Origin of the sequence: Parafrigoribacterium mesophilum, from assembly GCF_039652555.1 — a bacterium.
Taxonomy (GTDB): Bacteria; Actinomycetota; Actinomycetes; order Actinomycetales; family Microbacteriaceae; genus Parafrigoribacterium; species Parafrigoribacterium mesophilum.
Genome location: NZ_JBDJAF010000001.1, coordinates 1,746,329 through 1,772,261, shown reverse-complemented (window position 1 = coordinate 1,772,261; position 25,933 = coordinate 1,746,329). Strand labels below are relative to the sequence as shown.

General features: G+C 64.6%; 19 protein-coding genes and 1 pseudogene. 18 read left to right on the top strand and 2 right to left on the bottom strand.

Annotated elements, in window-relative coordinates; translation table 11 throughout:
- The 5 genes from ABFX56_RS08465 to ABFX56_RS08445 all read left to right on the top strand — a co-directional run.
- Positions 1-1,150, top strand: a 1,150-nt coding sequence (locus ABFX56_RS08465; RefSeq protein WP_346232814.1) for an amidohydrolase family protein, incomplete at its 5' end; no start/stop codon positions are given.
- 154 nt (positions 1,151-1,304) lie between these two features.
- Positions 1,305-2,645 (top strand): MFS transporter, encoded by a 1,341-nt coding sequence (locus ABFX56_RS08460; RefSeq protein WP_346232813.1) that lies wholly within the window; start codon positions 1,305-1,307, stop codon positions 2,643-2,645.
- Between the two features lie 138 nt (positions 2,646-2,783).
- A complete protein-coding gene (locus ABFX56_RS08455; RefSeq protein ID WP_346232812.1) occupies positions 2,784-4,259 on the top strand; it encodes an amidohydrolase family protein in 1,476 nt (491 codons plus the stop codon).
- Between the two features lie 111 nt (positions 4,260-4,370).
- The gene (locus ABFX56_RS08450; RefSeq protein WP_346232811.1) at positions 4,371-5,387 is read left to right on the top strand and encodes an LLM class flavin-dependent oxidoreductase; all 1,017 of its coding nucleotides are present in this window, start codon (positions 4,371-4,373) and stop codon (positions 5,385-5,387) included.
- A gap of 78 nt (positions 5,388-5,465) precedes the next feature.
- Positions 5,466-6,467, top strand: a complete 1,002-nt coding sequence (locus ABFX56_RS08445; protein WP_346232810.1) for a TIGR03557 family F420-dependent LLM class oxidoreductase — start codon at positions 5,466-5,468, stop codon at positions 6,465-6,467.
- Positions 6,468-6,838: 371 nt separating this feature from the next.
- Here the strand turns inward: ABFX56_RS08445 and ABFX56_RS08440 are convergent, their stop codons facing one another.
- Complete coding sequence (locus ABFX56_RS08440; RefSeq protein ID WP_346232809.1) at positions 6,839-8,143, bottom strand: glycosyltransferase; 1,305 nt, start codon at positions 8,141-8,143, stop codon at positions 6,839-6,841.
- Positions 8,144-8,213: 70 nt separating this feature from the next.
- Here ABFX56_RS08440 and ABFX56_RS08435 point away from each other — a divergent pair, with 70 nt between their 5' ends.
- From ABFX56_RS08435 to ABFX56_RS08410, 6 genes are all read left to right on the top strand, one after another.
- Positions 8,214-8,879, top strand: a complete 666-nt coding sequence (locus tag ABFX56_RS08435) for a TetR/AcrR family transcriptional regulator (protein WP_346232808.1) — start codon at positions 8,214-8,216, stop codon at positions 8,877-8,879.
- 246 nt (positions 8,880-9,125) lie between these two features.
- Complete coding sequence (locus tag ABFX56_RS08430; protein ID WP_346232807.1) at positions 9,126-10,976, top strand: Hsp70 family protein; 1,851 nt, start codon at positions 9,126-9,128, stop codon at positions 10,974-10,976.
- Between the two features lie 13 nt (positions 10,977-10,989).
- Positions 10,990-13,542 (top strand): LuxR C-terminal-related transcriptional regulator, encoded by a 2,553-nt coding sequence (locus ABFX56_RS08425; protein WP_346232806.1) that lies wholly within the window; start codon positions 10,990-10,992, stop codon positions 13,540-13,542.
- A 196-nt stretch (positions 13,543-13,738) separates the two neighbouring features.
- Positions 13,739-14,818: an IniB N-terminal domain-containing protein gene (locus tag ABFX56_RS08420; protein WP_346232805.1), complete on the top strand. Its 1,080-nt coding sequence runs from the start codon at positions 13,739-13,741 to the stop codon at positions 14,816-14,818.
- A 110-nt stretch (positions 14,819-14,928) separates the two neighbouring features.
- Positions 14,929-16,755, top strand: coding sequence for a dynamin family protein (locus ABFX56_RS08415; RefSeq protein ID WP_346232804.1), 1,827 nt, complete (start codon positions 14,929-14,931; stop codon positions 16,753-16,755).
- The gene (locus tag ABFX56_RS08410) at positions 16,752-18,290 is read left to right on the top strand and encodes a dynamin family protein (RefSeq protein ID WP_346232803.1); all 1,539 of its coding nucleotides are present in this window, start codon (positions 16,752-16,754) and stop codon (positions 18,288-18,290) included. Before ABFX56_RS08415 ends, ABFX56_RS08410 begins: the two co-directional genes overlap by 4 nt.
- On the opposite strand, the gene ABFX56_RS08405 is transcribed toward ABFX56_RS08410, so the two are convergent.
- The gene (locus ABFX56_RS08405; protein ID WP_346232802.1) at positions 18,219-18,734 is read right to left on the bottom strand and encodes a hypothetical protein; all 516 of its coding nucleotides are present in this window, start codon (positions 18,732-18,734) and stop codon (positions 18,219-18,221) included. The genes ABFX56_RS08410 and ABFX56_RS08405 overlap by 72 nt on opposite strands.
- A gap of 297 nt (positions 18,735-19,031) precedes the next feature.
- Between ABFX56_RS08405 and ABFX56_RS08400 the strand changes: the two genes are divergently transcribed.
- The 7 genes and pseudogenes from ABFX56_RS08400 to ABFX56_RS08365 all read left to right on the top strand — a co-directional run bounded on the left by ABFX56_RS08400 (position 19,032) and on the right by ABFX56_RS08365 (position 25,932).
- Positions 19,032-19,502: a hemerythrin domain-containing protein gene (locus tag ABFX56_RS08400; RefSeq protein ID WP_346232801.1), complete on the top strand. Its 471-nt coding sequence runs from the start codon at positions 19,032-19,034 to the stop codon at positions 19,500-19,502.
- Positions 19,503-19,616: 114 nt separating this feature from the next.
- Positions 19,617-20,792, top strand: a complete 1,176-nt coding sequence (locus ABFX56_RS08395; protein WP_346232800.1) for an alcohol dehydrogenase catalytic domain-containing protein — start codon at positions 19,617-19,619, stop codon at positions 20,790-20,792.
- Between the two features lie 16 nt (positions 20,793-20,808).
- A complete protein-coding gene (locus tag ABFX56_RS08390) occupies positions 20,809-21,333 on the top strand; it encodes a DUF2231 domain-containing protein (RefSeq protein WP_346232799.1) in 525 nt (174 codons plus the stop codon).
- Between the two features lie 17 nt (positions 21,334-21,350).
- A complete protein-coding gene (locus ABFX56_RS08380; RefSeq protein WP_428834412.1) occupies positions 21,351-22,256 on the top strand; it encodes an SDR family NAD(P)-dependent oxidoreductase in 906 nt (301 codons plus the stop codon).
- Positions 22,257-22,364: 108 nt separating this feature from the next.
- Positions 22,365-23,039, top strand: a complete 675-nt coding sequence (locus tag ABFX56_RS08375; protein ID WP_346232797.1) for a histidine phosphatase family protein — start codon at positions 22,365-22,367, stop codon at positions 23,037-23,039.
- A gap of 52 nt (positions 23,040-23,091) precedes the next feature.
- Positions 23,092-23,554 (top strand): annotated as a pseudogene (locus ABFX56_RS08370) (RNase H family protein); the annotation flags it as partial.
- 302 nt (positions 23,555-23,856) lie between these two features.
- Positions 23,857-25,932, top strand: coding sequence for a nuclease-related domain-containing DEAD/DEAH box helicase (locus ABFX56_RS08365; protein WP_346232796.1), 2,076 nt, complete (start codon positions 23,857-23,859; stop codon positions 25,930-25,932).
- Position 25,933: the final 1 nt, after the last annotated feature.

Below are 25,933 nucleotides of genomic sequence, written 5' to 3'. Positions count from 1 at the left end.
GATGGATCAGTTGGATGCGGTGTTTCGCGCTTACGACGATCTCGGAATCCGGGCGAACGTGTCGGGACACATCATCAACCGGCCATTTGTCGACACTGTGCCCTTTGGCCGCCACGCAGTCCCCGCCGAGGTGAGCGCTCAAGTGGATGCCATCAAGTTGGTGACCGAGGCCGAGTATCTCGACTACAGCACCGAGGCGTTTAGGAGGTTTCACGGCAGAAGTGGGCGACTGCGCTACGTCCTGGCGCCATCGGGTCCCCAGCGTGTCACCGAACCACTTCTCATCAAAATGGCGGAGCTGGCTCGTGTCCATGAGGCTCAATACCATATCCACGTTCTCGAAACCAAGATGCAGGCGGAGACCGGGAAGATCCTCTATGGCCGAACCCTGGTGGAGTACCTGAGCGACATCGGAGTTCTCGACAAGCACACCACGCTTGCCCACAGCATCTGGGTGAGCGACGAAGACATGAGAATTCTCGGCGAGGCTGGTGCGTCAGTCGCGCACAATCCCATCGCAAATTCGAAGCTCGGAGCGGGAATCGCGCCCTTCAGAAAGCTTCTCGACTTCGGCGTCAACGTGGCGCTGGGAAGCGACGGCCTCTGTAACGGCTCCGCCCGGATGTTCGACGTCATCCGGATGGCCGCGCTGCTTCATAAGGTCACGACTCCTAACTTTGAGGAGTGGCCGAGCGCAGAGGAGGTCTTGAGTGCTGCCATGCTCGGGGGCGCCCGCAGCTGTCTCCTCGAGGAGTCGATTGGCTCGATCGAGATAGGGAAGGCCGCCGACTTGGTGATGTACGACCTCAATACGATTCCCTTCACTCCGATGAACGATATCCGGAAGCACCTCGTTTACTCCGAGGACGGCTCGTCCATCGACCGGGTGCTCGTGGGCGGTGAGATCGTCTTCGAGTCAGGAACGCTGACGAAAGTCGACCAATCGGCCATGCTCGAGGAATTCCGCGATCTTGCCGCTCATGCATTGCGCAATCACGCCGACGTCGAGAAGGTCAACGCGGCATTCCATCAACCCTTCGTGGATATTCACGAGTGGGCGTCGTCGCAGCCGTCAAGCGTCAATCGCTACTCCACACCACCCGCCGACTGGAACGACTACGGGCGGGGATCTCCGCTGTATCACGTTTGACCCCAGCATTCACCCCGGACAGACACCGCGTACAGAAGGAACCGAGAGGAGGGAGGTCGAGCACTGCGCCGTTTGAGCCAGTCGGTAACTGCATTTCACGCAAGCTACTTGATCTACCCAGCGTCACACAACAAATCGAACGAGAGAAAGGTCGATGATGTCGATCGAATCGAAGAGCCCACCTGAAGTATCAGCTTGGGAGAAACATCCGGTCACCACCAAAGAGACGAGGAGGGGAACCGTTCTTGCCTTTCTCGCGATGTTGTTTGCGATCTACGACTTCATTCTCTTCGGAACCCTGCTGCCGGTCATCCAAGAGGAATTCAAATGGTCGAATGCGACCGCCACCGGCGTCAACACGGCCGTCTCGATCGGCGGGGCCATCGTCCTGCTCGTCGTCGGCGGCATCGTGGTGGATCGCATCGGCCGGCGACGCGGGATGATGCTGACCATTGGCGGCACCGCGCTCGGATCCGCACTCACCTCCGTTGCCCCCGGGGCGGCTGGCATCGTCGCCATTCGGTCCATCTCCGGGCTGGGACTTGCCGAACAGGGCATCAATGCCACCTACCTGAACGAAATCTATGCGCTGACCGACGACAAGAAGATCAAGAGGAACCGGGGCTTCACCTACAGCCTGGTTCAAAGTGGATTCCCACTGGGAGCGGTCCTGGCGGCCGCCTTCGCGACGGTGCTGCTTCCGCTCATCGGGTGGCGGTTCCTGTTCCTGGTGGCGGCGTTCCCGGCCATTCTGCTCGTCTTCTTGCGGCGTCACCTTCGCGAGACCCCGCAATTCCAAATCGAAAGCCAGATTCGCAAATTGCGGAAGGCGGGACAGAACGAGGAAGCCAGCGCCCTGGCGACCACCTACGGGTTGTCCGGCTCCAAGCTGTCCACGCCGATTGTGGCGATCTTCCAAGGCAGAGCACTGCGCCCGACGATCGTGCTCAGCCTGGCGTGGATTGCCAACTGGTTCGGAATCTTGACCTTCAGCATCCTGGGAACCTCGGTGCTCACGCTGGGCAAAGACATCAGTTTTTCAAACGCCCTGCTCTATACGGTGATCATCAACCTCGTCGGGTTCGCCGGGTACCTCGTGCACGGATGGGCCGGGGACCGCATCGGTCGCCGTAACGTCATCGGCATCGGCTGGCTGATCGCCGGCGTCATGTTCGCGATCATGCTGCTTTGGGCCGAAGGCACCGTGGCGGTTGTGGGCACCTACGCAATCGGGATGTTCTTCCTGATCGGGCCTTACGCGGCGTTGCTCTTCTATAACGGGGAAAGCTACGACACCAATTGCCGGGCCACCGGGGTCAATTTCCTCAATGCGATGAGCCAGGTCGGCGCCATCACCGCGGGGATTATCATCACCGCGTTGCTCGCCTCCGGGGTCACCTGGAGCATCACCGCGTTCTATGTCGGAGCGATCGGCGTCTTCGTCTCAGGCATCATCATGTGGTTCTCACGACACGAATCGGAACTGACGTCGTAGATCGCCGCGACGCACCCGGACTCCCTCAGCCGGTGCTGAGGGAGCCACCGGTGCCAGCCCCTCCACGCGCAGCTTGCGTGGCCGCTACAAATCGCTGCCCGCCCGGGCAGGGTCCACCTCGTATTTTAGGAGATTAAGGTGAGCACGAACGCTCCATTCTCAGACAAAGAATTCGTCATTGATGTCAGCGCTGCGCTTATTCCCGACGGCGCCGGACACAAGATCCTCACGAACGCATCCGTATTGGTGTCGGGAGACCGCATCGCCGAAGTCTCCGACAGCCCGATCCAGCACAGCGGGCCGCGACTCGACCTCACCGGCCAGCTTCTTTTGCCCGGGTTCATCAGCAGCCACTGCCACGTCGCCAGTGGCGCGCCAACGCGCGGCGTCATCGAACCTCGGCGGGGCAACTACACGCTGGCGATGAAATACGCCGATGAGCTCGACGACGACGACCTGGATGCGATGACCGCGTTCAACCTCGCCGAACTGATTCGCACCGGCTGCACCACTCAGGTGGAGATGGCACTCAGTCTTCGGCAGGCGGAGTCCTATGCGCGGGTCGCGGAACGGTTTGGCGCCCGGGGCTACCCGTCCGGAATGATTCCCGGCTATGCCCGACTATTCGACATGTGGCGCACCTCGCACGGGCCGCTGAAGGTCTTCAGTGACAAGACCTTCAACGCGTATATTCCCGGCACGCTGGATGAGATCGAGGCGAACCGTCAGTTCGGACTGCGTTGGAACCATGCCTGTGACGATCGGATTCGTCCGATGATGGGGCCGCACGCCACCGACACTCACACCCCGGAGACTATGGGGGCGATCATTCGGGCGGCCAAAGAACTGGGCAACGGTATCCAGATACACATGGCGCAGTCGGCCAATGAATCCGCCGCCGTCCACCGCAGGTGGGGGCTGAGATCCGTCGAATGGGTCGATTCCCTCGGTCTGTTCGATGTCCCGGTGTTCGGTGCGCACATGTTCGGCGCGGACCTTCTCCATGACCCCACGATTCTCGCCAATCGTTCCTACGTCTTCGCGACCTGCCCCTTCGATACCGGGGTCAACGGCAACTTGCAGCCCTACCCCGAGATGCTGGCAGCGGGCGTGGCCGTCGGTATCGGTGTCGATGGCCACAACATGGACTTCATCGAGACCCTCAAGATGGCGGTGGTCAAAGGTCAGGCACGGCACAACTCGATCAGTACGCCCGGCGTACCGAGCCAGAGTCCCACCATCGATGACGCGGTACTCGGCGCCACTCGGGTCACCGCGGATGCGCTGGGTCGACCGGACCTGGGTCGGATCGAAGCGGGAGCTAAGGCTGACCTCGTCAGCATGGATGTCAGCGGGATGCTCGTGGGGTCGGGTGTGATCTCCCCAGAGCCGCTTTCGAATTTGCTCTATGGCAACGGTCTCCAGGTGCGCAACGTGTTGATCGATGGGTACTGGAAAGTCTTCGACGGTGAGATCTTGTTCGCCGATGTTGAAACGTTGGCTCGCGAAAGCGGCCGTGCTGCCGAGAAGGTCTGGGCCCGGTTGCGTAGCGCAGGATGGATGGACACGCTGGTTCCCGATCTTCCGAGATTCACATCCGAACAGAATGTCTGATGCCGAATCGATGGCCGGCGGGGTTGTCTTCGCCGGCCATCACACCTCACAAGTGAAGCACCGTCCCTCCCGTGTCGGGTTCGGGCAGAATACGAAGGCGAGCCGTGAACCATGAACGTGGGTGTGCAGTTCAAGCCGGAGGAATTCCCGGTTTTTATCGAGTCGGTGCGAAAGGCTGAGGAAAGCGGCTTCTCGCGCGTCTATCTGGTGGACGGGCAGCTTCTCTGGCGAGATATTTACGTCTACATGACTCACGCACTAGCTGCGACACAGCAGATCCCGGTGGCGTCGGCGGTGACGAATCCCTTCACAAGACATTTCTCAGTGACCGCGAACGTGCACGCCACGCTGGCCGAAATATATCCGGGTCGCGTAATGCTCGGGATAGGACGGGGCGACAACGCGGTACGCACACTAGGGCTGAACCCGGTGGCGACGAATCAGCTAAAGGACGTGGTGCCAGGTCTCCGCGCGCTCATGTCTGGTCGACCGGCTCAGTTTAACGGCTCGGAAATCCGATCGGTCTGGGGACCCCACGAGGACGTCCCCATTCTGATGCCCGGATCGGGCCCCCGGAATCTTCGGCTTGCCGGGGCCCTCGCGGATGTCGTCATGATCCAGGTCGGGGCGAATCCCGCGTCCTGCAAATGGGCGGTCGATCACATCCGCGCTGGTGCCGAAAGCGCCAATCGTGATCCGAGTGAGGTGAAGGTCGTCGCTCACTGCGCGATGTGCATTTCGGACGACATGGCCGAGGCGCGTCGCGAAACACGATGGATTGCCGAGTTGGTGGCGATCCATGTGGCGTCGGTCGCACGCAGTTCAACCGACCACGGGATGCCTGAGCCTCTGACCCGACTGGCAGGGCTGCGGAGGAGTGATTACGACTATTCGTCGCACCTCGACGATAAGGCGGAGCGCCCTGAATATTCCGACGACGTAATCGACGACGTCGCACTCCTCGGTACTCCGGAAGACATTCTAGAGAAGCTTCAGGCCCTTGCTGAAGTGGGGATCGACGAGGTGGCGCCGGCATACCTCAACGGTCAACTGGAGCAGATGGAAATCATCGGTCGCGAAATCATTCCTCGGGCCCTAGCGCTAACTGGAGTTTCCGGGTCGCCGTGAGAACAATAGCTGCGACGCTGACGACCCGAAAATCGATCGCTCAAGTTCACCTCGAGTCAGAAAGTCACGCAGAGAATAATGTCGAAACTACAGGTCGGCTATGCCGCGATGCTGGAGCAATTTCATCCGACTGAGGCGGTCGCGCTGTGCGAATATGCGGAGAGCAAGGGCTTCTCTGGCGTGATGGCGGCTGACCACTTTCAGCCCTGGGTTCCGGCGCAAGGGCAGAGCGCCTTTGTCTGGAATGTTCTTGCGGCACTCGGCGAACGGACGAAGGGGGACATTGGCCCGGGGGTCACGGCACCGACCTTTCGGTGGCACCCTGCGATGGTCGCTCAAGCGAGCGCGACCCTGGCCGCAATGTACCCGGGCCGGCATTGGCTGGGATTGGGGTCGGGTGAAGCACTGAATGAGCACGTCGTTGGCCAGTATTGGCCCGAGGCGCCCGAACGCATCAATAGGCTTTTCGAGGCCATCGAGATCATCAACAAACTCTTCTCGGCGTCGCTTGCAGGCAGGGATACGAAGCACGACGGTAAGTACTTCAGGTTGGAGTCGACCCGACTCTGGACAATGCCGGACGTGGCGCCGGAAGTCTTGGTGGCCACAGCCGGTCCTGTGACGGCCAAGCGAGCGGGGCGGAATGTGGACGGTCTCATCACGGTGGGCGCTCCGCTGGAGAAGATTTCGATGCTGTTTGGGAAGTTCGATGAAGGCGCGCGGGCGGCAGGCAAGGATCCATCAACCATGCCAAAAGTCCTTCAACTTCACATGTCCTGGGCGAGGACAGACGAGGAGGCGCTTCTCAGCGCGATGGTCGAATGGCCAAACGGTGGCATGAAGTTCCCCAAGGGAGATATCCGTTCGCCGTTCGAGCTGCAACAGCTGGCGAAAATAGTCCGACCGGAGGATTTCGAAGGCCGCATGGTGATCTCGGCCGATCCGGATGTGCACCGCGCCTATATTCAGAAGTTCGTCGATCTCGGATTCGACCGGATCTACCTGCACAATGTTGGCCGCAATCAACGCGAATGGATCGACGTCTTCGGTCGCGACGTGCTGCCGAAACTTGTGCGCTGATTGCGGGGCACGTGGCTGAGCACCTGACAGCACACGGCCTTCCCGAAACCGTGCCCGGCGATGAGTGGTCTTCGACCCATATACCTCGCCGGCTTGTGCGCCAAATACCGCGGGGAAGGGCGACCGTTTCTTCAAGTAGTAGCGGGACGCCGCACACATGAATGCTGGCCGTGGATTTTTTCAGGGCAAATTCTGGAATTGCCAATAATCATCCAACGAAAGTGCCCAATGTTTCCTTGGCAGAATCTAAAGAGCGACCTCCTCCTGTTTTCGCGTTTGGGTTGGTAACCGCGGTTTGAGTAGACGGTATGCTCCGCTGAGGACGGTGCGTCGGTGGTGATCACGTGGCGTGGGCGTTGTAGTCCTGCCGCTCAGAGGTGTGAGGTCCGGTTCGCGTCGGCCAGGCCGACGATGACCGATTCGAGGCCATCGAGCCCGGGCGACGCGGCAATCTGCGCGCCTATTCCCGCGCTCGCGTGCCGGTATTCCGCCGACCCGAGCACCGTGAGCACTGCGGTGCGTACCTGATCCGGTGACGGGCGGTTGGTCTTCAGGTTCACGCCGACACCCGACCACCCGATGCGTGCCGAGACCTCCGTCTTGTCTTCGGTCTCGCCCGCAACGACGATCGGCACCCCGTGTTCCATCGCGTAATGGACTCCGCCGTATCCGCCGTTGCTGACGTAGACATCCGTCAGCGGGAGCAGCCGGTCGTACGGAAGGTAGGCCGAGACCCGCACGTTGGCAGGCAGCGGATGCGGCAAGCTAGCCACATCGCGCCCGCCGGTACTGACCACGACCAGCACCTTTTCGTCGGCCAGCCCGGCGATGGTCGGGGCGATGAGTTCTCCCCATTCCTTGTTAGCCACGGTTCCCTGGGTCACGTGCACCACCGGCCGACTTCCGTCCAGCTCGTTCCACCACGCCGGTAGTGGCGTTGCTGACGCTATGGCCCGGGACACCGGCCCGACGAAATGGACGGAGGGTGGCAGGTCTCGGCGCGGGTATTCGAATCCGGACACTGTGAATTGCACGACCGCATCCGCGAGCGCGGCGGAGTTCATGAAAAAGTTCGTGATGGTGTTGCCGGTCGTCTCCCGCACCATCCGCTCGAATTGCGCCTGCAACGAGCCGAACACAATCTTCTCGGCCACCAGTCGGAGCAGTGCATTGCGGAGGCGACCGATGGGGCCGCGCAGCGGCGGAATGCCCAGGCCGAACGGTGCGGTGTCGACGCTGGTGAGCCCCAGAGGGAGAACACCGAGGCTGACCACGGCTGGTCTGGCTGCGCGCGGCCGGGACAGCAGGAAAGTCACCCCGATGAACAACCCTTCGGCGAGGATCGCGTCGGCGGGCTCTGCCTCCAGCGCCGCGTCGATCGCGCGCAGCTGCGCCGGAGCCGGGCCCAGGAAGATGGTCGCCACGTCATAGCGGATGCCGGCCGGCCCTTTCAGCCCGACCCGTCCGGGGAAGGCGGCGTCCATGTCGCTGTCGTCGTAATCGGCTTCCGCGGGCAGTGGCAGATACGTGGCGCCAGTGGCCGCCACGGCATTCCGATAACGCTCCCCGGTAAGGAATCGGACGCGGTGGCCGCGCTCAATCAGGAATCGCGCGACAGCAAGCAGCGGGGTCACGTGTCCGTGCACGGGAGTGCTGCACACGAGGAGAGAAGCCATGAGAACACCTTCGGTCGAGTAAGCTTGATTACACTCACGAAGTATTCACTACATGGGTAAGGTAGTCAATATGTCTGACGCTACGGTTCTGCCAGCAGGCACCCCGGCTGCTCGCCGCTACCATTCGACCCTGCGTTCAGAGCAAGCTGCCCAGACTCGGCAACGGATCCTGGATGCCGCGGCCGAGTGTTTCTCCGCGCAGGGGTATGCGGGCACGTCGCTCGGCGACATCGCCAAGGGTGCCGGAGTATCTGTCGAAACGGTGAAGTTGAACGGCCCCAAGCGCCAGTTGCTTCTCAGCTCCTTCGAGCGGGCGTTCGCCGGAACCGAGGGCACCGAGTCGGTGGCGGACCGCGAGGAAGGACGCGCGATTCTCGAACTCGAAGACAACGACCGGTTCCTCGAGGCCGTGGTGCGCTTCATCGCCGAGGCCACGTTGCGCACCAACGCACTGTGGGCGAGTTTTCTGAGTGCCGCGACATCCGATCCGATCATTGCGCGCTCTTTTGAAGAACTGCTGGAGCGGAGGCTTGGCGACTTCCGCATGACCATTGACGTGTTCGAGCAGCGGGGAATGCTGCTATCCCAGGCCGATCGGACCGAGCTGGCCGACGCACTCTCCTTCCTCATGTCTCCGGAAAGCTACACACAGCTCGTGGAGCGCGCCGGCTGGAGCCACGAGCGCTACGTGGCATGGATGCTGGACGCAATCTCGCGGCTGATCCTCGCCGCGTGAGCATTTCGTTTCGCTCGTTGCGCGACACTCCGTACGGTTGCTGAATCTTTTCGCACTCGAAGCTACTAGGTATCGGATGTATCAGGCGTCGGGTTAACTTCTCCAGGGGCCGTGGTCAAGACCCTTGACATTCTTAGGCCGGGAGCAGAATGTAGGTCTCTCACGGCGGCCGGATCACGTCAACCTGAGGGCGCTGTGACCCAATAATCTTCCATCCCGAATCGATATGCGTGTGTTAGAGGAACGATGCCCTACGTTCTCGGAATAGACATTGGCACCAGCTTTACCACCGCTGCCGTTGCGAACATCGATGAAGGCCGCAATGTGGCGGCGCCAGAGGTCCTGCGCCTCGGATCGCATGGGGCGGTGGTCCCCTCGGTGATCTATCTCGACGACAACGGGCACGTCCTGATAGGTGACGCGGCGCGACGACGCGGGATGGACCGGCCCGATCGCGTGCTGCGCGATTTCAAACGCCGCGTTGGCGACACTGTTCCCATCGTCGCCGCCGGAGTAAGTATTGCGCCTGAGCACGTCTTCGCCACCATGGCGCGGTGGGTCGTAGACCGTGCAGAAGAGCACGAGGGAGCGCCGCCGGTGGCGGTGATGCTGACGCATCCCGCGAACTGGGGCGGGTACAAGCTCGCGCTCGTGCGGGAAGCCCTAGCCGGGGTAGGTCTGGCCGACGTCATGGTGCTGAGTGAGCCGGGTGCTGCCGCTCGGCATTACGACAGCCAGGAGCGGGTGAACTCCGGCAGCACCGTCGCCGTCTACGACTTCGGCGGTGACCGCTTCGACATTGCGATCGTGACAAAGCGTGATTCTGGGGCGTTTGCTGCGCTCTGCCGCCCCGCGGAGATCGAGCGGCTCGGCGGTGCGGACTTCGACGACGCGGTGTTCGCTCACGTCACCGCGAGCGTCGGTGATGATTTTCCCCAGCCGGAAGCAGGCGACCGGGAAGCGATGATCGCCCTCTCCCGAGTGCGTAGCGAGTGTGTCGAAGCCAAGGAGGCGCTCTCGTCGGACGCCGAAGTATCGATTCCGGTAGTCCTGCCCGGGATGCAGACACAGGTGAGGCTTGTGCGCGGGGAGTTCGAGAGCATGATCGACGCCTCGCTGCGCGAGACCATCCACGTGCTCAAGAACGTCGTCCAGGCCAGGGGCCTGGATGTCGACGATCTCGCCGCAATCCTGCTCACTGGTGGCTCCTCGCGCATCCCCTTGGTCGCGGAGCTCCTCTCAGACGAACTGAACCGGCCGATTGTCATCGACGCCGACCCCAAAGCTACGATCGCGCTCGGCGCCGCGCTCGCCGCGGCCACGGCGCTGCTCGCGGAGAGGAACACCGACGTCGTCCCAGCCACGAGCGCTGTCCCTGGCACCGGAACCGACGCCGCATCGGAGCCTGTCGAGGGCGAACCAACGACACCGACGCAGCCGCACCGTTCACCAGTTCGCGCAAGGCTTGCCGCGGTGACGGTGGCTGCCTTCACCGCGGCGTTGCTCGGGACGGTAGCGGTTTTGCAAACGTCCGACCTCACAGCGCTCATCGCTCAGTCCACTGCCGGGGGCAGCGGCGTTGAACGAAGCGACCTGCCGACACGCCAGTTTCTGAAGGACCACACCGCCCCGGGCACCAGGGTCGGCCCAGATCTGCGCGAGCCGAGCAACGCGGATCCGGCCCCGCTGGTCGCCCCGCCATCCGCACGGTCGACCGCCAACCGGGCACCGGACAACTACAGGCCCCACTCCGGAGCTGACTCCACCAGTCCGATTCGGACATCGCCCGAACTGACATCTTCGAGACAACCCGGCCAGGACCCCGTCCCGACCTCCGACCCGACACCCAGTCCGACGTCAAGCCCTGCACCCGACCCTGCCTCTTCGCCGACACCGACTCCCATTCCGTCACCGTCACCGACGCCCTCGACCAACCCCACCACATCACCCAGCCCCACCCCGTCACCGTCACCGACCGCGGATCCCACACCGTCACCGTCGCCGACCGGGGATCCCACGCCGGTTCCGACCGCCCCGAGCGCTGACCCGACTCCAACCCCTTCCGCCGCGCAGCAACTGGCTGCGTCGTTGGATTAGAGGAGTGATTGCGGTGGATGCGGAAACGGCGGTGCGGGCACCGTATTCGGTGCGCGGCACCGTGGCCGCGTCGTTCCTTGCCGAGGTCGCGGCGACCCCGCATGCCCGATTGCTCGCCGGCATTTCGGGGTCGGCCGGATCGGGGAAGAGCGCCCTTCTCGATGAGGTGGAAGCGCAGTACCGCGCCGCCGATGTTCCGGTTCATCGGGACTACGTCGAGAACCGGGCGGGCAGCATCGCAGGGCAGCGTGCGGTCTTGGTCGACGACGCCCACGAGCTCAGCGACTCTGCTCTCAGCCGACTCCACGCATTGGTTGGCGAACAAGGCGTTACCCTGGTCGTCGCATACGGGCTCTGGCCCCAACCGCCGGCGCTGACGCGGCTCGTCGGGGCGCTCGAACAGTACCATCCACCGGTCGTCCTTTGTCCATTGCCCCGTGAGGACATCGCGGCGTGCGCCGCTGCCGCACTAGGGCGCACGCCACCGCCCGCACTTGTCGACCAGGTCGCAGAGTTGACCGGCGGGATGCCGTGGCTGGTCCACCTCCTCTTAGCGGCGCTGCGCCACGACCACCGACGCGCTCCTTTCTCCGAGCTGCTGTCGCACGAGGTGATGGACCAACTCGGGGTTCACCTCGGCACCGTAGACCGTGATCTCCACGAACTGCTGCTCGCGCTGACCGTTGGTTTCGATTTATCCGGGCAACTGCCGTCAACCCTGGAGTTGCGGCCCGACCGGCTCGACGCCCTTGTGGCCCAAGCACGGGCTGCCGGACTCCTGCTTTCCGGCGGCCGGCTCGTCCCGTTGGTGAGACAAGCCGTGCTCGAGACGACACCGGCATACCGGCTGCGCGCCCTTCAACGAACGCTCGTTGATTCCGTCATCGCGCAAGGAGGTCCGCTCGACGAGTTCGCGGAAAGGCTGGCACTGGACGGGCTCAAGGATGCGCGGGTGGCCCGCACCCTCGAATTCGCCGGCGACAGTGTGCTCGTGAGCGAACCGGCCCGCGCAGCCACCTTCTATCAGGAAGCGGCCACTGCCGGCTCCGACGGACTCGTGACGGCGGCGCGGCGGGCGCAGGCCGCTTCAGCAGTGGGGGACCTCGATGGGGCCGCCAGGATCGTCGACGACCTGGTCTCTCACGAGAACGCGCCCGATTTGGCTCGCGCGGTGGATGTCGCCGCGGCCGTATGGGCGCAACGGGGGATGCTTGCGGAAAGTGCCGATATCTACCGTTGGCTGGGACCCGCCCGGATCGGTTCCTCTGCCGCGCTCGCCGCCGTGACCATGCTCGGTTCAGGCGATCGCGAGGGCGCCGACACCATGTTGCGGCTTCCGCCCCAGGCAGCGCCGCCGACTCTCAGGGCGATTGCGGCGACGGCGATGGCGCGAGGACTCCGTGACTCCGTGCGCAGCGCGACCGACCAGGCCCTGCGGGAGCTGATCCGAGCCTCCGACACGATGACGGCATCCGGCAGCACCGCCCCGGTGCCGGAGCCACCGGCCGCGCTGGCTGCCATCGTGGCTCTGCACAGTGGTGATCTGGGTGTTGCCGATTCCGTGATCGACGCGGCTCTCGCCGGCGGCCAGTGTGGTCCCGCCACTAGGCCGCACCTTCTGCTCCTTCGCGCCTGGATAGCCATGCAGAAAGATCGCTCCGACCTCGCGCGGGCCGCCATCACCGAGGCCATGACGGCCGACCGGCCGCTCAGTCCTCGCAACGAGGTGCTCCGCAGGGCGCTGGAGGTCGGGTTGGCCAGGCGAGCGGATGACGTCCACGGTCTCGCGCTCGCGTGGCAGAACGCCAGGGTAGGCGTGCTGCACGTCCCGGTCGACCTGTTCAGCCTGCTGCCGCTGGGCGAATTTGTCGTGGCTGGCACGCGGATGCGCGACTCCGGGCAGTTGGAGAGCCAGTTAGCAGACGCCTGGAGGCTCCTCGCCAGACTCGGGGATCCGCCGCTGTGGTCGATTCCTCTGCACTGGTCCGCGGTGCAAGCCGCTATCCTTGCCGAGAAACCCGGCGAGTTGGCTCCTCATGCGGCGGCGCTCGTACGCGCATCCGGCCAGAGCCACCTCGCGTCGGTGCTCGCGACCGCGGGACGAACCTGGCTCACGGTGCTCGCTGGCGATTTTCAGATCCCTGCCGTGGAGGCCGCGGCACGCGGACTTGCCTCAGTCGGAATGACCTGGGACGGGTCCCGGCTCGCCGGCCATGCTGCACCGCGCGCGGAGGAGCGGAAGGACATGGCGCGCCTGCTCGCGTGCGCTCGTGAACTGCGCCCCGGCTCCGCGGTGCCGATGAGCCTGGACGGGAACCCCGGAACTTCGACACCCGTAACGGCGGGAGCTGGTGAACCGGCGCTCAGTGAGAGGGAGCGCGAGGTTGCCCGGCTGGTCCTGGAGGGCAAGACCTACGAGGAAATCGGGGAAGCCATCTTCATTTCGCCGCGCACAGTCGAGCATCACGTGGCGCGCATCCGTCGTCGCCTGGGCGTCTCGAACCGGTCGGAACTGCTCGCCCGGTTACGTCTTACGTTCGGGGCCGACGACGGTTCGTCGAAGTGACGCCGCCGACGTGACGATTCCCTCGCCCACCACGCAAACCCCCTAACGCCGGCGAGCCCAGATCCTCATCCGTCGCGACCCCGATAGGGGATTAATCCCCGATGTGCGCGGAAGACGCGGCGCCGTAGGTTCGTCACACCAGCTTCCGCTGGGCACATGCAACTAAGGCAAGTTATTCAAGAATGAGGACCCGACCATGACAACGCTGACCACCATGCTGCTCGACTTCCTGTTGAACCTGCTCAGAGACCCGGAGGCCGCTGCCGAGTTCCGCCATGACCCGGAGCAAGCCCTCGCCAATGCCGGGCTGTCCGACGTCGGCGGCGACGATGTTGATGCGATCATGCCGGTCGTCCTCGATTGCACCACGGTTTCCGCCAGTTCCTTCGACCGCGAGTACGACACCGGAGCACATGAGGCGGGCAGCCCGGAGGCGGGCAGCCAGGTTGGCAGCGCTCATGCCTTCATCCCGGACGAGAATCACCACGACGATGACCACGGCCACGCCGTTCAGCAGATGACCCACGTGATCAACAACTACTCATACACGAACAACTCGTACACCGACACCATCACCGATCAGTCCGTCAACCAGAACATCTGGGCCGATGGCGACGTCACGCAGATCTTCGACAACGAAGCGATCATCGCTTCCGGACTCGGGTCGGTCGCGGCAGGAGACGACGCGGACGTGGACAACTCCACCGACAACTCCACCGACAACTCGACGAACATCTGGGCTGACGGAGACGTTGCGATCGGTAACACCGCCCTCGACGTGGACGACTCGTTCAACGACAGCTCGGACAACTCCGACAACTCCGACAACTCCGACAACTCCGACAACTCGATCAACGATTCGTACAACGACAACTCGGACAACTCCGACAGCTCGATCAACGATTCGTACAACGACAACTCGGACAACTCGGACAACAGCGATAACTCCGATAACTCGGTGGATAACAGCGATAACTCGGTGGATAACTCGGACAGCTCGGTGGACAACTCCGACAACTCGGTCGATTCGGATGTTGACGTGGACGACTCGTTCAACCAGACGGACACCGATGTGGCGGTCGACGACTCGTTCAACCAGACCGAGACCACTACCGATGTTGACGTGGACGACTCGTTCAACCAGACGGACACCGACGTGGACATCGATGCCGAATTCGAGGACTCCTTCAACGAGGACAACTCCGTCGACAACTCGACTGACGTCGATGTCGAAGACAACGTGGTAGTGCTCGACGAGGCGGACCCAGCGTCCTGAGGTCGAAAACCCGAACGACCTCAGTACACCAGACACAGCCCGGTGGGAAACCCCTCCCACCGGGCTGTGCGGTGTGTTGTGATGAAGTAGTCCAACCCGAAGGATGCATTGTGGTCGAGCTTGTCAAGCTGGTCGAGCAGGGCATCGACTTGGTGGCGGCGGCGGAACGGCCGGATCTGCGCCAGCGTTTGGAACAAACACGCCAGCGGCTTCTGGATCCGAACACCCGCGTGATCGTGGTCGGCGAGTTCAAGCAGGGCAAGAGTCAACTGATCAACGCGCTGGTCAACGCACCCGTGTGTCCGGTCGACACCGACATTGCGACATCCGTGCCCACGGTGGTGCGCCACGGAACGGTTCCCTCGGCGAGGATCTTCGTCGCCGCAGGAGGAGAAGCCGCTTCCTCGGGCGAGCAACCGGTCGAAAGCCGGCCGGTCAAGCTGGAAGAACTCGCTGGCTACGTCTCCGAGCGGGGCAACCCCGGCAACCGTAACAATTTGGTGGCCGCCGAAGTGCGTCTCCCGCGAGAAATTCTTGCCGGGGGACTGTCCTTTGTCGATTCCCCCGGCCTTGGCGGACTGGATTCGGTGCATTCGCTCACCACCATTACCGCGCTTCCCACGGCGGACGCGATGCTGCTGGTTTCCGACGCGTCCCAGGAATACACGGAACCGGAGATCAAGTTTCTGCGACAGGCACTGCGCATCACGCCCAACGTCGCCTGCGTTCTCTCGAAGACCGACCTCTATCCGCACTGGCTCAAAGTGGCCGGACTCGACAGGTCACACCTCCACGACGTCGACCCTCGAATGCGGCTGTTTCCGGTCTCTGCTGATCTGCGCTTGCACGCCGCCCGGCTTCAGGACACCGAGCTTAACGACGAGTCAGGTTTCCCCCCGCTTGTCGCCTACTTGCGCGCAGAGGTACTAGGTCAGTCCGAACGTCTTCAGCAACGCTCGGTGGCGCTCGACCTGCTGTCGATCACCGAGCATTTGCGCCTGTCGCTGCAGTCGGAGCTCAACGCACTGCTGAACCCAGACACCACACCGCAGATGATCGCCGAACTTGAGGCAGCGAAGGCGCGAGCCGACGAACTACGCCGCCGTTCGGCCAGGTGGCAGACCACGTTGAACGACGGAGTCGGCGACTTGATCTCGGACATGGAGTATGACCTACGGGACCGGATGCGCAGCATCCAGCGCGATGCCGAGCAAGCCATCGACGCTGCCGACCCCGGCAAAAATTGGCCGGAGACTGCCGCGTGGTTGGAGCGACGTGTCGCAGCCGCCGTATCGGACACCTTCGTGTGGACCAACGAAAGAGCCGGGTGGCTTTCCGAGCAGGTTGCCGAACACTTCTCGCAGGACAGGGTGCCACTGCCGGAGCTCCGGGTCGACAACACCACCGACGTGCTCGACCCGGTACGCTCGGTCGAGACGCTGGATCCCGGCCGCCTCAACCCGGTGCAGAAAATGTTCATCGGCATGCGCGGCTCCTACGGCGGCGTACTGATGTTCGGCCTGCTCACCGGCATCGTCGGAATGTCCCTGATCAACCCGATCTCGGTCGGTGCCGGGCTCCTGATCGGTGGCAAAGTCTACAAGGACGAGAAAGCCGCCCGACTCAAGCGTCGCCAGGGTGAGGCCAAGGCGATCGTGCGCAGCCATGTCGACGACGTCATCTTTCAGGTTGGCAAGCAACTCAAGGATCGGCTTCGGCTGGTCCAGCGCGGCACGAGGGACCACTTCACCGACATCGCCGAAGAGCACCACCGCTCGCTCGCCGAGTCGGTGCTAGCCGCGCAGAAGGCGGCCACCACCTACAGCGTCGAGCGCGACCAGCGCGCCAGGGACATCAAGCTCACCCTGCGGCAGGTGGACGAACTGCACCAGGCAGCAGGAGCGCTCGTGCCGCCAGCGCAGCAGCCACAGCCATGAGCACCACGACGAGTGCGGCAGTGGCGGAGCTGATCCGCGACGCCAGCGCGGTCTACCAGGATGACCCCGTGGCTCGCGAGGCACTGGACGACCACGCGCGCCGACTCGATGAGCCGTTGCGCATCGCTGTCGCGGGAATGGTGAAAGCCGGAAAATCCACGTTGATCAACGCCATTATCGGTGAGGAGATCGCCCCGACCGATACGGGCGAGTGCACTCGCATGGTGACGTGGTATCGGCACGGCGACACTCCGCGCGTCACCATGCTCCCCCTTGACGGTGAACCACGTTCCCTGCGTGTCAAGAGAGTGGACGGCCGGCTCGTCTTCGACATCGGCGGCACGCGAGCCGAAGAGGTCGAGCGGCTAGTCGTGGACTGGCCGGTGAAGAGCCTGCTCGGGATCACCATCATCGACACTCCTGGTATCGCCTCGCTGTCCGGCGTGGTCTCCGCCCGATCCACCGACTTTCTGATCCCGCAGGAGGGAGCCTCACAGGCTGACGCGATCATCTACGTGATGCGGCACCTGCACGAAGCCGACCTGAGATTCCTCCAATCCTTTCGAGACGCGGCGGGAGCCTCCGATGCCGTCAACGCCCTCGCGGTGCTGTCTCGCGCCGACGAGATCGGCGCCGGCAGGATTGACTCGCTCGTCGCGGCCCGGGACATCGCGCGACGTTATCGCAACGAGGACACCTTACGATCCCTAGCCATGGGCGTCATCCCGGTTGCCGGACTTCTCGCCCAGTCCGCACGCACGATGCGCCAGGCGGAATTCGCTAGCCTCGTCCAGATCGCAGGGCTCGATCGAGCAGAGCGTGACAAGCTGCTGCTCTCGGCTGACAGGTTCATTCGCTCCGGCGGAACCGCCCCAGGCAGCGCCGACGCACGGTCCGCGCTGCTGGATCGCTTCGGGCTTTTCGGCATCCGTTTGGCCACCGTCCTCATCCTCAGCGGGATAGCCGACCCGACCACGCTGGCCCGTGAGCTGTCCCGTCGCAGCGGCCTGGATGAATTGGTTCGGCTGATCGGGAATCAGTTCCGGGTGCGGGCCTCGCAGTTGAAGGCGCGAGCGGCCCTGGTCGGGATCGAAACGCTGCTGAGGCAGCGGCCGCACGTTGGCACAGAGACCCTGGCCGCGTCGCTGGAACGCATCCTGGCGGGAGCGCACGAGTTCCGGGAGTTGCGGCTGCTCGCCATGGCGCGCACCACCGGACTCCCGCTGAGCCCTGAATTGACGGAGGAAGCGATGCGCCTCATCGGCGCCGACGGCCTCGGTGTTTCGGAACGGCTGGGGCTCCCCGATGGCGCCCCGCCCGAACAAGTTCGGTCCACAGCGCTGGACCAGGTGCGCATCTGGCGTACGCGGTCCGAGAGTCCGCTCACCAATCGCGCCGCCGCCGAGGTGTGCGAGGCCGTCGTCCGAAGCTGCGAGGCGATCCTGGCTCAACTGCAAGACGATTCAGGCGGGTTTGCGACGGCCCGACTGGTGCTCGGCCCTGAACCAGGCAGTGGCGGCGGGGAAGAAGGCTAGTACGAGCGCCGCGCCGGCGAGCACGAGTTGTGACAACAAAAGGATGCGGAAGAACCCGATCCGGTCGTCGGGGACTACCACAAGCGCATCCACGACGACCCAGACGGCGGCGTGCACGACCAGAACCCCCAACATCGCCCACCGCGCCCAGCCGTGCCTGCGCAACATCACGACCATCAGTATCGCCTCGATGACGATGACCGCCGCGAGTGCTCCTATGCTGGCCCAGATCAGGAGCGTTGCCAGCGCCCGGAGCGTCTGCGCGTCGTGGTCGGTATCCAAACCGGTGAGCAATTCACTCAGCCGAGCCAGCTGGTCGTTGCGGAACAGAAACACGAAGTATGCCGCCAACAGTCCGACGACGAAACTTGTCAGCCAGACCAGCCGCGACACCTTCAACGAGCCGGTCGGAACGGCGCGCTTCCGAATCGGCGGTGGAGTCATGTCCGACATCGCTGGCCGGGGCGGCCGGGCCGGCGAAGCGTCAGTGCGCGATGCCGCTGGGGCAACCCTAGGCGCTGGGTGTCCTGACTCAGGGTGTCCCGCAGGCTCGCTCGCTCCGGGTTCTGGCGACATACCCCGTAATGTACGCCAGCCGCCACTCGTACGCTCGAGCAAGGTTCGTGCGTCTCCGCCGCCAGGCCGGTGTCGGTGCGAACCGATTCGGCACTCGCTCAGGCTGACCCAGCCGAGGAAGATGGAAGAAGCGGGACATTCACCCGCGACCGAGAGGAAGAACAGATGGAAGGCGTCACGCTGGCGACGGCATTGGAACGTGAGCACCGCGAGATCGACGGCGGCATTGAGGCGTACACGGCGGGTTTGGCGGAGGGAAAGAACGACACGGCACCCTTGCTGCGGGCGATGGACGGTCTGCGCCGCCACATCTATCTCGAGGAGGAGTTCTTGTTCCCGCCGCTTCGCGCAGGCGGACTGATGGTCCAGCTGTTCGTCATGGTGCGTGAGCACGGCGACCTATGGAAGACCATGGAGGCCCTCGATGCTTCGCTGGCGGCGGATGAGGCATCCGACGCCCTTCTCGAGTTGTGCGCCACGCTGCTTGCTCAGCTCGACAAGCACAACACCAAGGAAGAGCCGATCATCTACCCGCAGGCTGACGCGGTGCTCTCCGAGGAGGCCAGCGCCCAGCTCAAGGCGTTCCTCGACTCCGGGCGGATGCCGGAAGGGTGGGTGTGCCAGAAGGCGCGCTGATCGTCGGCGTTTTCTGCACCTGAGTCGCGAGTCACCACAAGGCGAGCGCCCGTAGCGAAGATGGGACCGGCGTCCTATGGTGGGCGCCACATCGAGCAGCGGAGGTCACCTGCGATGAAGGCGCTCACCTGGCAGGGCAAGCGATCGGTGTCGGTCGAGGACGTCCCCGATCCGACGCTCATCGAGCCGACGGATGCGATCGTGCGCGTGACCTCCACCGCGATCTGCGGATCCGACCTGCACCTCTACGAGTTGTTCGGGCCGTTCCTCGGCAAGGGCGACATCCTGGGGCACGAGGCTATGGGCATCGTCGAGCAAATCGGAAGCGGCATCAACACGCTGAAACCCGGCGATCGGGTTGTGGTGCCGTTCAACATCGCCTGCGGCTCCTGTTTCATGTGTCGCAGGGGGCTGCAGTCGCAGTGCGAGACGACGCAGGTGCGCGACCACCACACCGGCGCCGCCCTCTTCGGCTACACCAAGCTCTACGGGCAGGTACCCGGCGGCCAGGCGGAGAAGCTCCGCGTGCCGCTGGCGGATTACAACACCGTTCCGGTCGGCTCCGACCTGCCCGATGAGCGCTACCTCTTTCTCAGCGACATCCTGCCGACGGCGTGGCAGGCGGTGCAGTACGCGGATGTTCCGCAGGGCGGCAGCCTCGTCGTTTTCGGCCTTGGCCCGGTGGGCCAGTTCGCGGCCAGGATCGGTGTGCACCTCGGCTTCGACGTGCACGCAGTCGAGCCGGTGCCCGAACGGCGCGCCATGGCGCAGCGCCACGGAGTCACTACGCACGATCTGGGCGACTCCACACTCGATGACCTCCTCGATCACACCAGCGGCCGCGGCCCGGATGCCGTGGTGGACGCCGTAGGCACCGAGGCGCACGGCGCAACCATCACCTCGGTTGGACAGACGGCGGCAGGACTGCTGCCGGATGCGGTGGCCCGACCGGTGATGATGAAACTCGGCGTGGACCGCCTGACCGCGTTGCACGACGCGCTTCACGTGGTGCGCCGCGGGGGAACCGTCTCCCTCGCCGGCGTCTACATCGGCGAGGTCGACCCTATGCCGATGCGGTCCATGTTTGACAAGCAGGTCACCCTGCGCATGGGCCAGTGCAACGTCAAGCGCTGGGTCGACACCCTTCTGCCTCTGGTTGAAGACCCGGCCGACCCGCTCGGCGTGATGGACCTGGTGACCCACCGGGTGCCGCTGACCGACGCCGTGCAGATGTACGAACTGTTCCAAAAGAAGGAAGACGGCTGCATCAAGGTCGTGCTCACCCCATAACCGACGGAGGTTCACCATGAGTCAGAACGCATCCATCACCCCGCACCAGCGATCGAAGCGCCCGCGCGCCGGCCTCGCCGGCCCCTACGGACATCCGCTGCACCCGATCATGGTCACCATCCCGATCGGCGCCTGGATCGCCAGCTTTATCTTCGACCTGGCCAACCTGTTCGGTAGCGAGCACGAGTCCTTCAGCCGTGGAGCGATCTGGCTCATCGCCATTGGCGTGATCGGAGCACTGTTGGCGGCGATCTTGGGATTCCTCGACTTCCTCACGCTCACCTCCGGCACTGTCGCTCATCGCACCGCTCTGATCCACCTGAGCATCAACCTCGTCGTCGTCGTACTGTTCGTGATCGGGTTCATCATCCGGGTGAACAGCGACTACGACCGGCTCAGCATCCCCGGCTTCATCATCACTATCGTTGCGCTGATCATGCTCACCGTGTCCGGATGGCTCGGCGGCAAGCTGGCCTACCATTTCGGGGTGCGGGTCGCCGACGAGCAGACCCAGGCCGAAGGCTTCCGTGCCACGCCGTGACGTCGTAGTGATCACCGGTGCCTCCAGCGGCATCGGGCGCGCCAGCGCCCTCGCGTTCGCCCGGCGACACGCCCGGCTCGTGCTCGCGGCGCGCAGCGAGAGCAGCCTGCGGGATGTCGCGATCGAATGCCGCGCGCGGTGCCGACGCGATCGTCGTGCCAACGGACGTCAGCGACGACTCGCAGGTACGCGAACTCGCGTCCGCAGCGATGGCCGCGTTCGGCCGCATCGACGTGTGGGTCGGCGCGGCCTCCGCGTTCGCCTACGGCACCTTCGAGGCGACCCCGCCCGAGGTGTTCCGGCAAGTGGTGCAGACCGGATTGTTCGGCCAGGTGAACGGGGCGCGGGCGGTGCTGCCACGGTTCCGGGCACAGCGCGGTGGCACGCTGATCCTGGTCGGTTCCCTGTACTCGAAGGTCACCTCGCCCTATGTGTCGGCCTACGTGACCGCGAAGTTCGCGCTGCTGGGATTCGCGGAGGTGTTGCGGCAGGAACTGCGCGGCACCCGCATCCGGGTCTGCATGGTGCTCACCGCGACGATCGACACGCCGATTTATCAGCACGCCGCAAACTACACCGGCGAACGCGTGCACCCCCTTCCGCCGATCGCCGATCCACGCCGAGTCGCCCGCGCGATTGTGCGACTGGCCCGGCACCCGAAGCCGGTCACCATCGTCGGCCGGGTGCAGAGCCTGCTCATTCCACTGCACGCGGCCGCCCCTCGGTTCTACGACCGGGCGATCAGGCCGGTCATGAACACGGCGGCTCTGCGCGGCGGCACGGTGCCGGCGACCGATGGAGCCGTCTTCGTGCCGCAACCGCAGACCAACCGGGTGCTGGGCGGATGGCGCTCGCCGTTGTGGCGCACGATCGTGGCGGGCTCGGCCGTCGCAGCGGTGGTCGGCTTCACCCGGCGCCGTTAAGAACCCAGCCGCATCCGTGCTCCGCCTACGGCGAGGAGGTGACGCCGCACCACCTCCGGCAGGTTTCCTAGGCTTTTGCCGGGCACCTCCGCTTAGGCTGGAGGCCTCATGCGGCTCCTTCTTATTCGCCACGGACAAACCCCGGCCAATGTGCTGGGTCAGCTAGACACCGCACGGCCGGGCCCCGGCCTCACCCCGCTCGGCGTTCAGCAGGCCGCGCAGATCCCGGATGCCTTGAGCGCCGAACCCCTCGATGCGCTATTCGCCTCAACCCTGCTGCGGACGCAGCTCACCGCCGCGCCGCTAGCCGCCGTGCGCGGCCTCGACGTGGAAGTACGTTCCGGACTGCACGAGATCGAGGCCGGCGACCTAGAGTCGCGCGCCGACCGCGATTCCGTGCGCATCTACCTCGAGACGGTCTTCGCGTGGGGATCCGGCGACCTCGATGTCGTGATGCCCGGTGGCGGAGACGGCCATGAGTTCTTCGGACGCTACAACGAAGACCTGAAATCGATCGCGAGCTCCGGCACCGGAACTGCGGCGGTGGTGAGCCACGGAGCCGCCATCCGGGTGTGGGTCGCGGCGAACGCCACGAACGTCCCGCCGATGTTCGCCGCGGAAAACCCGCTCGACAACACCGGGATCGTGATCGTCGAGGGCTCGTTCGAACAGGGCTGGACGCTGACGGCCTGGGCTGACCAGCCGGTCGGCGGTGCCGAACTCGCCGACGTTGGCGCCGAAGATCCCACCGGCGAGACCTTGGACGACGCGCTCGACGACTGATCGCCGGGTGGCCTCGGATACCATGAAGCACACCAACAACAGGAGCACTTGAATGACGATCATCGCCGCCGCCGACGGATCCGCGCTCGGTAACCCGGGTCCGGCCGGATGGGCGTGGTACGTCGACGACGAGTGCTGGGCCGCCGGCGGCTGGAAGCGGGCCACGAACAACCAGGGTGAGTTGACGGCGGTGCTCGAGCTGTTCCGCGCCACCGCGCACCTGGACGATGACCTGGTGATCATGTGCGACAGCCAGTACGTCATCAACTCGGTGACGAAGTGGATGCGCGGCTGGAAGGCGAAAGGCTGGCGTAAATCCGACGGCAAACCGGTCATGAATCTGGAACTGCTGCAACAGTTGGATGCTGCGCTGGTCGGCCGGCGCTACCGCTTCGAGTGGGTGAAGGGGCACGTCGGTCATGTGCTGAACGAGGCCGCCGACATCCGGGCCCGTGGCGCCGCAGAGGCGTATCAGCGCGGCGTCGCCGTGCCGTGTGGACCGGGCTGGGTGCGCGGGGGAGTACGCGGACCGGTTTCGAGGGAGGCCACCACCGTGTTCGCGCCCGCTTTTCGGATTCCCGCCGCCGAAGCGGTGACCGCTGCCGCGGAACCACTCAGCCTGTTCGACCTCTGAGGCGTGTACCCGGGCGTCGTTTTAAGGGGGCGGCGGAGTGGTATCGGGTGCGACGGCCCCGTAAGCGTGAGCCCCCAAACGTGGTGACAAACAGGTTGGAACGCGAGCAAAACTGCCAGACTGGGAACACCTGAGGGGGTCCAGATGCCGGCTGGTGCATCCGCAGCGCGGCAAGCGCAGCGCATGAGCGCGCTCGCGAAGAGCTACCTTGTGGAAGCCGAGCGGGCGAGCGCGGCATCCGGTCGCTTCGCCGCCGCGGCGATCGCCGAACGGCGACTGGCCACACGACTGTCCCCGCTGACCGCCCACGGGTACTACCTGCTGCCCGACCGGCAGTGGCCAGGTTCGAAGAATGCGCAGCTCGACCTGATCATCGTCGGGCCGTCGGGAGTGTGGATCGTCGACTCGAAGCACTGGAACAACTTCAGCGTCGCGGCCGGTCACATCTACCGCGATCAGGCCGACGTCACGGATGATGTGCTGCGGCTGGCGGATGTCGCCAACGCCGCCGAAGAGTCCTTCGTCGGCATCGGCCTCGCCCCCGGCGAGGTGCGCACGCTGCTCGTGATGGCCGGCCACAAGGGCCGGCTGGGGGAGGTCGGCCCGGTCGAGGTGGTGGGTGAAGAGGATGTGCACCTGCACTTGGCCAGACGCGGCAAGCGCCTCACCACCGGCCAGGTCGAGCGGGTGCTCGCCGTGGCGATGCGGTACTTCCCTGCCTACGTGGGAGCGCAGACTGAGACTCCGGTGCCCATCGTGACTGAGCCGGTGCTGGCCGAGCTGCCAGACACGTTGCCAGATGCGCTGCTCGACGACGGGGCACTGCTCAGCGAGGCCGAGGTGCGTGAGATGCTCACAGCGGCGGATCTGGCCGCTCCTGTGGAGGATTGGATGACCTTCCTACATCCGACTCAGGCCGCCCTGGTTCGCCGCAGCTTCAACGGACCGGCTCGCATCCGGGGCGACGCCGGAACCGGCAAGACAGTCGTTGGCCTGCACCGGGCTGCCTATCTGGCGCGCGTGCATCCGCACGGCAGGGTGCTGTTCACCACGTTCGTGAAGACGCTGCCGGCGGTCATGTCGAATCTGCTGCTGCGTTTGGCGCCGGATGTTGCCGGTCGGGTTGAGTTCGTTCATGTGCACGGCTTCGCGGCGCGGGTGCTTCGCGAGCGCGGCGTGGTCGTGAACGTCGACGGTCGGCGCGCCAGCCGCATGCTCGACGCGGCCTGGATGGGCCTCGATGTCGCACAGCGCGCCCGACTCACGGAACGGGCGCCCGCCGCGCCAGGGGACCGGCCGATCGAGTACTGGCGCGAGGAGGTCGAGTCCGTCATCAAGGGGCGCGGGCTGACGACGTTCGAGGAGTATGCCGACTGTGCCCGCCCCGGTCGGCTGATTCGGCTCAATATCGATGACCGCCGCGCGGTGTGGGCACTGTTCCTGGCGTACGATCGGTCGTTACGCGCTGCCGGGATCGGCGACTTCCAGGACCAGGTGCTCGTGGCCGAAGCTGCCCTGCGCCGGAAGCCCGAGGACGGCTATGCCGCTGTCATCGTCGATGAGGCGCAAGACCTCTCGCTGGCGATGATCAGGATGCTGCATGGTCTCGTCGGTGACGGCCCTGATGCTTTTACGCTGATCGGCGACGGGCAACAGAGCATCTACCCCGGCGGCTATGTGTTGTCGGAGGCCGGCATCTCATTGGCCGGCCGCGGCGTAGTGCTGGACCGTAACTATCGCAATACCGCGGAGATCCAGGACTTCGCGGCTCGTGTTATCGCGGGCAGCAGCTACACCGACATCGATGACCAGGCCCTTGAGCGTCCGGTGGTCGAGCACCCGGCGGTCGAGACCCCCGTCCGGCACGGCGCCCCGCCGGAATCGGCGCACTTCACCACCCGGGCCGACCACGATCGTGCGCTGGTTGGCCGCATCCGTCGGGCGGTCGGACCCGAAGCCCTGAACCTCGGCGACATCGCCGTGCTCTGCGGCACGAACGGGGAGGCGGCCGCGATCGAGAAGCTGCTGGCTCAGGAGCACATCCGCTCACTCAACCTGCTGAACTACGTCGGCCTTCCGGTTCCGGCCGTGAAGGTGGGCACGGTCAAGCGCGCGAAAGGCCTCGAGTTCAAGCTTGTGATAGTGCCCGCGGCCACCGCGCCAGCGCATTCCGGCGACGAGCGCGCAGCCAGGGATATCCGGGAACACTACGTCGCGGCCACGCGGGCCCGCGATGCGCTGTGGATCGGCGCTTGCTGAC

Bases quoted from the DNA above. Each gene is read 5' to 3' on its own strand.
- ABFX56_RS08365 (WP_346232796.1), top strand. From the start codon at position 23,857: ATGAGCGCGCTCGCGAAGAGCTACCTTGTGGAAGCCGAGCGGGCGAGC.
- ABFX56_RS08375 (WP_346232797.1), top strand. From the start codon at position 22,365: ATGCGGCTCCTTCTTATTCGCCACGGACAAACCCCGGCCAATGTGCTG.
- ABFX56_RS08390 (WP_346232799.1), top strand. From the start codon at position 20,809: ATGAGTCAGAACGCATCCATCACCCCGCACCAGCGATCGAAGCGCCCG.
- ABFX56_RS08410 (WP_346232803.1), top strand. From the start codon at position 16,752: ATGAGCACCACGACGAGTGCGGCAGTGGCGGAGCTGATCCGCGACGCC.
- ABFX56_RS08395 (WP_346232800.1), top strand. From the start codon at position 19,617: ATGAAGGCGCTCACCTGGCAGGGCAAGCGATCGGTGTCGGTCGAGGAC.
- ABFX56_RS08420 (WP_346232805.1), top strand. From the start codon at position 13,739: ATGACAACGCTGACCACCATGCTGCTCGACTTCCTGTTGAACCTGCTC.
- ABFX56_RS08460 (WP_346232813.1), top strand. From the start codon at position 1,305: ATGATGTCGATCGAATCGAAGAGCCCACCTGAAGTATCAGCTTGGGAG.
- ABFX56_RS08430 (WP_346232807.1), top strand. From the start codon at position 9,126: ATGCCCTACGTTCTCGGAATAGACATTGGCACCAGCTTTACCACCGCT.
- ABFX56_RS08440 (WP_346232809.1), bottom strand. From the start codon at position 8,143: ATGGCTTCTCTCCTCGTGTGCAGCACTCCCGTGCACGGACACGTGACC.
- ABFX56_RS08445 (WP_346232810.1), top strand. From the start codon at position 5,466: ATGTCGAAACTACAGGTCGGCTATGCCGCGATGCTGGAGCAATTTCAT.
- ABFX56_RS08450 (WP_346232811.1), top strand. From the start codon at position 4,371: ATGAACGTGGGTGTGCAGTTCAAGCCGGAGGAATTCCCGGTTTTTATC.
- ABFX56_RS08435 (WP_346232808.1), top strand. From the start codon at position 8,214: ATGTCTGACGCTACGGTTCTGCCAGCAGGCACCCCGGCTGCTCGCCGC.
- ABFX56_RS08405 (WP_346232802.1), bottom strand. From the start codon at position 18,734: ATGACTCCACCGCCGATTCGGAAGCGCGCCGTTCCGACCGGCTCGTTG.
- ABFX56_RS08400 (WP_346232801.1), top strand. From the start codon at position 19,032: ATGGAAGGCGTCACGCTGGCGACGGCATTGGAACGTGAGCACCGCGAG.